Origin of the sequence: Acidaminococcus nyctereutis, assembly GCF_052216985.1 — a bacterium.
Classification (GTDB): domain Bacteria; phylum Bacillota; class Negativicutes; order Acidaminococcales; family Acidaminococcaceae; genus Acidaminococcus; species Acidaminococcus fermentans_A.
The window spans coordinates 188,609-194,780 of record NZ_JBQOUY010000002.1; the positions used below are offsets into that span (position 1 = coordinate 188,609).

The 6,172-nt window shown below is 54.6% G+C and carries 8 protein-coding genes; all 8 read left to right on the forward strand.

Going from position 1 to position 6,172, the window contains the following annotated elements; genetic code table 11:
- Nucleotide 1 precedes the first annotated feature (1 nt).
- The gene (locus ACTUHY_RS02445) at nt 2-790 is read left to right on the forward strand and encodes a phage distal tail protein (RefSeq protein WP_441094939.1); all 789 of its coding nucleotides are present in this window, start codon (nt 2-4) and stop codon (nt 788-790) included.
- Nucleotides 787-2,031: an XkdQ/YqbQ family protein gene (locus ACTUHY_RS02450; protein WP_320597226.1), complete on the forward strand. Its 1,245-nt coding sequence runs from the start codon at nt 787-789 to the stop codon at nt 2,029-2,031. Before ACTUHY_RS02445 ends, ACTUHY_RS02450 begins: the two co-directional genes overlap by 4 nt.
- Nucleotides 2,031-2,675, forward strand: a complete 645-nt coding sequence (locus ACTUHY_RS02455) for a hypothetical protein (RefSeq protein ID WP_442826458.1) — start codon at nt 2,031-2,033, stop codon at nt 2,673-2,675. The genes ACTUHY_RS02450 and ACTUHY_RS02455 overlap by 1 nt, the downstream gene beginning before the upstream one ends.
- 1 nt (nt 2,676) lies before the next feature.
- Nucleotides 2,677-3,012, forward strand: coding sequence for a hypothetical protein (locus ACTUHY_RS02460; protein WP_288274183.1), 336 nt, complete (start codon nt 2,677-2,679; stop codon nt 3,010-3,012).
- Entirely contained in the window at nt 3,005-4,504 is a 1,500-nt protein-coding gene (locus tag ACTUHY_RS02465) for a hypothetical protein (protein WP_442826459.1), read from the forward strand. The genes ACTUHY_RS02460 and ACTUHY_RS02465 overlap by 8 nt, the downstream gene beginning before the upstream one ends.
- A complete protein-coding gene (locus ACTUHY_RS02470; RefSeq protein WP_442826460.1) occupies nt 4,501-5,622 on the forward strand; it encodes a radical SAM protein in 1,122 nt (373 codons plus the stop codon). Before ACTUHY_RS02465 ends, ACTUHY_RS02470 begins: the two co-directional genes overlap by 4 nt.
- Nucleotides 5,597-5,959, forward strand: coding sequence for a hypothetical protein (locus ACTUHY_RS02475; RefSeq protein ID WP_337510821.1), 363 nt, complete (start codon nt 5,597-5,599; stop codon nt 5,957-5,959). The genes ACTUHY_RS02470 and ACTUHY_RS02475 overlap by 26 nt, the downstream gene beginning before the upstream one ends.
- On the forward strand, nt 5,959-6,172 hold a 214-nt coding region (locus ACTUHY_RS02480), incomplete at its 3' end, for a hypothetical protein (protein ID WP_442826461.1). The genes ACTUHY_RS02475 and ACTUHY_RS02480, both read left to right, overlap by 1 nt.

The following is a 6,172-nucleotide window of genomic DNA, read 5'->3' on the forward strand; positions in this document are numbered from 1 at the left end:
CATGAAATTTCCGGAACGAAAAGAAGGGGAGCAGGGGCTCACCATCACCAAAGACGGGGTGGAATACAAGCTGCCGGTCCACTGGAGCCTGACGGACAGCGGCAGCTACACCTTCCGGAGCAAGCTCCAGTCCCGGGCCTTTGCCCATGGCAGTGATGCGGTGGGGGATGGGAAAATTGACGGGCGGACTCTCCAGGTGGAGTTTTCCATGGAGGGGGCTACGGAAGAGGACCATGACGAGGTACTGAACGAAGCCTACACTTTCTTTGGCCAGACAGACTATTCCCTGATGGCAGGCCGTCCGGACCGGGTTTACCACGTGGCCTGCCTGTCGAAAATCAAGCACAAGTTCGAGAACGGGTTCAAGCAGAGACGGAGCGACATCACCGTGTCCCTTCTCCTGGCCGACCCCTTCCGGTATGAAGCCCAGGAGTCCCGGGTGGTGTTCACTTTTCCCCAGGCTACGGTGCAGGCGGAAATGGTCCTCCACAACCTGGGGAGCGTGGATACGCCTCTTACCTTCCGCTTTATCCCCCTGGACCGGATGACGAATCTTACGGTTTGGCACCAGGAGGCCAAAGAGAAGTTCACCCTGACGGATGCCCTCCTGGTGGCTCCCAAAACCTCCATCGTCAACGGCCGGGAAGGAACGGTGTGGCGGGACAAGGACAACAGCATCAATGCCTTTACGGGCACTTTTCTCCACGCTAAACCGGGAGCCAATCTCTTCCTCTATACAGGAGGAGCAGGCACAGTGGAAATTACCTATACCAACAGGTGGTTTGTATGACAAATTTCATCTTTGGACGGGGCCTGTTCGGCCGGTGGATCTTTGCCGGGCCTACCGGGGCTGGTGAAGGGAACAGCGACCGGGGCAAGGTCCATGAGTACTATCCCGGCCAGTTCGTGGTCTATGCCTACAAAAAGGACGGGACCCGGACGGCCATTTTTGGGGGAGGCAGCGAGGCCAATGCCCTGAACGAAGTGACCTTTGAAATCACCAGCACCGGCTGTGGCCAGTGCCAGCTGACCTTTTACCGGCAGCCTTCCAACACACAGCTGGACTACATGCAACGGATCGACATCCACCTGTATGGAGACCGGAAACCCTGGTACAGCGGGTACATCATCAGCCGGCCCATTGAAGGGACTACGGATACCAAGTTCGTGTATAAGGGCTACGGTTTCTACAACCGGCTGGAGAATGTGATGCTCTGGAAGACTTACGAGAACACGGATGTGGGAGACATTGTCCGGGACATCGCCCGGCAGGTGGAACGCCAGACCCTCCAGGTGGTCTACAACGACAGCAAGATTCAGAGCGTGGGGTACAGCCCTACGAAACTGGTCTTTGACGGGGTGACGGTGAAAGAAGCCCTGAACACCCTGGCAGATTTCGCCGTGGACTACGTGTACGGGGTGGATGAATACCGCTGCCTGTATTTTAGGAGACGGGAAACCTCCGTCAACGAGCAGGCGCGTCTCACGGTGGGAAAACATATATCGTCCTATACACCCTCCTGGGATGTGTCCAAACTGGTGAACTGGGCCCGGATCAAGGGAGGCAGCGTGGACGATCAGGGCGAACAGTGGCTGTGCATTGTGGAAGATAAGGAAAGCCAGAACAGCTACGGGGTCCACCAGGCCGTCTGGAACCTGCCGGAAGCCTACGATGCCGCCGATGCCAAAAGGTGGGGCGAAAACCAGATCAGCCAGTACAAGGCTCCAGTGAAGTCCGCCAAGATCAGCGGGGTGAGGCTGGAGTACCCTTACCCGGACGGGACCTTCAACGTCCGCCACATGTCCACGGACGGACTGGCGGAGATAAGGCGTCTTGACGGGATTGCGGATACCTATCCCATCAAGAAGATCAAATACACTCTATCCGGGGAAAAGGGCATCAAGACCGAGATGGAGCTGGGAGAACCTCTTTTTTCCGTGGACCGGTACCTATCAGAGATCGAACGGCGGTCCAAGGATATCGAGCAGTCCCAGTCTTCAGCCCTGAAACAATGGAAAGGAGGAAGTTGATGGCCATCCATGATTATCGATTCAATCCCTTTGAAAATACCTTTGACATCAAGAAAATCTTCGACGAAAGACACGTGATCCCCAGCAACAGTCCCTATACCATCCGTCTGGCGGAAGTGCCCCAGAAGACCTCTCCCACCACCTTGCAGGTGAAGTTCCAGAACGGGGCACTCCTTACGGAAGTATCGGAAGAACCGGCACAGGGACAGTACTGGCCGGACTACCTTACCACGGAACATGGTATCGAGGGCTGGAACACTGGGACTCTGAAGTTCTCGGCAGCGGATGCGGGGAAAACGGTCCGGGTCACCTATAACGGGATGGGGACCCTGACCGATGACCGGCTCATCGACCAGGTGGAAATTGCCGTCACATCCAGCACTCAGGCAGACAAGGACGCACGGGTGATGGGCTTGAATTCCTGGGATGTGGAGACAGGCCCCACATCGGTACCGAGACTGCTGTCCATCAAGTCTGCTTACCATATCCGGAAACACCGGGGAATTCCGGCAGGAACCTACACCCTCCGGCGCATCCTCCAGGAACTGGTAAACCGGTCTCATACGGAAGAATACTGGAAAGAAAATTCCCAGTGCAACTGCAATTGCAACTGTGACTGCAGCGACGATTCGGGAGGAGGCTAAGATGCTGGTCATTGACGAAAACAAGAATATCCAGGTGTCCCAATACGATACCTTTTCCATTCGCTTCCGGTTTAGCAATTACAAGCTGACCAACGCGGACAAAGTGGTCTTTGCCATTAAGAAGACCACCAACTCTTCCGAGGTGGTCTATTCGGATAATTTCTACAACCCGGATAATAACTTCGTAGACGTGGTGGTGCCCAAGGGAGCGTTGGATTCTCTGGAACCTGGGGCATACATTTATGACCTGGCCATTATGAACAGCGAGACAGAACGGATCCTCACCTGCTTCTTTACCAAATCTTTCATCATTAAGGGGGTGGCCCACAATGTCTGATGGGGCCAATGTAGAAGTGACACTGACCGTCCAAAACAACAGTGAAGTGGAAATGGGGGATGTAGTGGACGGATATGCCGCAGATCAGGCCAGGGAATACAAGGAAAAGGCCGGGGAATATGCGGTGAATGCCTTAAACAGCCAGAATATGGCGGAAGCCTGGGCAGAAAGCGACAGCGCTCCAGCTGGGGAAGGCACCCGTTCTTCTAAAGTCTGGGCAGATACAGCTAGACAATGGGCGGAAAGTACTTCGGAGCCGGACGGGGTTTCCGGGGCAAGGTCTTCCAAGACATGGTCCGAAACAGCCCAGGCCTGGGCAGAGAGTGATGGAGAACCGGATGGCATTTCCGGGACCAAGTCGGCCAAAACATGGGCTACGATTTCTTCCCAAAAAGCAACGGAAGCCACAGCCAGCGCCAAGGCTGCAGACACCAGTGCCAAAGCCTCTGCCAGCAGTGCTGCTGCGGCTAAGACGTCTCAGGAAGGAGCCACCACCCAGGCTACCCGGGCAAGGCAAAGTGCTGAAAGTGCTGCTGAGAAACTGGCCCAGATGCAGATTGACCTGAAAGCGAAAGCGGACGTGAACAGTCCTGCCCTTACGGGAACGCCTGTAGCCCCGACTCCCGCAAACAATGCCCAATGCACTCAGATCGCTAATGTAGCCTATGTGAAGCAGAAAATAGCAGAACTGATTAATGGCTCAGATGCTTCCCTGGATACCCTGAAAGAATTGGCTGATGCCTTGGGGAATGATCCCAACTTTGCCACCACCATCATGGCAGCCATCGGGAAAAAGCTGGATGCTGCGGCTACCGCCCAGGCCGCTCTGGCTGATGGGAAGGGAAATAACATTGCTGAGACCTATGCCACCAAGGCGGAACTCAACGGGGAGGCGGGTTCCCTGGCAGCCGTGGCCAAAAGTGGAAGTTATAAGGATTTGCTGGACCGCCCCACCATTCCGGATAAAACCAGCCAACTGACCAACGACAGCCGGTTTGTGGCAACGGACGCCAATGGGAATGTGACCTTGACCGGTACGCTTACCGCCGCGAAAGTCTACAACGCGGTCTATAACGACTACGCTGAATTCTTTCCCCGGGGCGGGGATACTCAGCGGGGAGACATCATTGCCCTGGACGAAACTTCTGGCAAAGAGCAATATATCAAAGCCACTGCCAGCAGCCAATGCGTGGTGGGGGTCCATACGGAAGATTTCGCTTCCATCATCGGGGGCCGGACCCTTTCCCCGGGGGATGACATCCTGAAGGTGAACCTCCCCACGTATATCCCCGTAGCTCTGGCCGGCCGTGTTCCGGTCCGGATGTACGGGAAAGCCAAGAAGGGCGGCTGGGTGATCCCTTCCGAAATGCCTGGGGTAGGCCGGATGGCCCTTCCGGGAGAAAATCTTACCCAGGCGGTGGGACAGATCGTGAAGGACGATACCGCAGAAAACGTGCGGCTGGTGAAGATCATAGTAAGGAGTGGAAGATGAAGTACGTAAGACGGAACATCAATACGGTATTCCTCATGTTGGGGAATTCCTGCAACATGAATTGTGCCTACTGTCTGCAGCATCCTTTGGTGCATAAAGCCCTGACCCGGGAAGTCAATCCAGAAATTTACGACTTTCTGGAAGAAGTAATCAATGAAAATACAAGGCCACTCCATCTGCAGTTTTATGGTGGGGAGCCTCTTTTGTACTTTGGGACCATCCAGGAAGTGGTGGCTGCGGTGAAACAGCGAAAACTCCCTATGACCTTTGGGATCATCACCAATGGACGGGCACTGACGGACAAAATGGTCCGTTTTTTTAATGCCCGGAATTTCACGGTCTGTGTTTCCTGGGACGGGCCTCATGTGAAGGAAACAAGAGGGTACGATGTGTTTTCCGTGCCGGAAATCCGGGAACGGATCCTGGCCCTGGAACATCTCTGTCTTTCTGCGGTTCTTTCCGCCAAAGCCTATCCCTGGGAAGTCCTCCAGGCTTTCCAGCAGATTTCGGAAGAGTACAGCGCCATCCATGGCTACCAAATTGCGGTGAACTTGGATGAAATCATGGATACCGGCCTTCCCAAGAAGGACCTGCTGGCTATCGACTACGGACGGGTAGCGCGGGAGATGAAGGAAATGACCCTCCGGTTCCTGGATGGCTTCGGGAAAAGGGTTCCTGTAGAAAGGTACACAGAAGAAGCTTACATCCACCAGTTATTCCATGCTTTGAAGGAATTCTACCTGACAGGAAAAGGAAAGTGGAATCGGTATACTGCTGCCTGCGGGAATGGTCTCACGGTGCTGAATCTGGACCTCCAGGGAAATCTCTACCCTTGCCATAATACATCCCGGAAGGTTGGCACCATCCGTGATGGTTACTTTTCGTATTTGCAGCGGATCCTTGCGGGAGATCATACTCGTGAACACAGAAAAGAGTGCTTATCCTGCACGGCCCTCGCCTTTTGCCAGGGAGGCTGCAAGCTGGTGGGGGACAAGGCCCGGAAGGAATCTTACTGCAAGTTCAAACGGGCCGTCTTTACCCCGGTCCTCATGGCCATCCAGCAGTATGGGCAGAAGCTATTGGAGAAGAACCATGGCCAAGAACGGAACCATCAATAAGACGAATTTTACTGACACAGCAGCCCTTGGGGATGCCAGTGAACTCAAGGTAAAGGCCCTCCATGTGACGGAACTGCAGACGGCCCTGGAACAGCTTAATACCTACGCGGTTAACGTGGATAATTGTGGGAACTGCGTGTATTGCCAGACTTGCCAGGGCTGCCAGACCTGCCAGGGATGCCAGAGCACAAAATGCCAGTCCAGTTCCTGCCAAACCTGCCAGAGCATCAGCCAGTGCAGTTCGAGAAACTGCACCTGCCAGACAAGAGGGCAATGTGACTGCAACTGCAGTGGCGGCAACTGTAACTGTTCGGATGATTCGGGAGGAGGGCCATAATGGCAAGTCAGAACGAGATTGTATGGAAGAAGGACCTGACGGACATCCAGTCGGGACTGGAAACCCTTGCCACAAAGACGAAGATTTCCATCGACCTTTCCTCGATGAACTATGACAAGGTGAAGAAAATCAACGTGGCAGCCCTGGAAACAGCGGTGAACAAACTAGAGGAGGCCTTTTCGGGAAACTGTTGCCAGGCCAACTGCTGCCAGA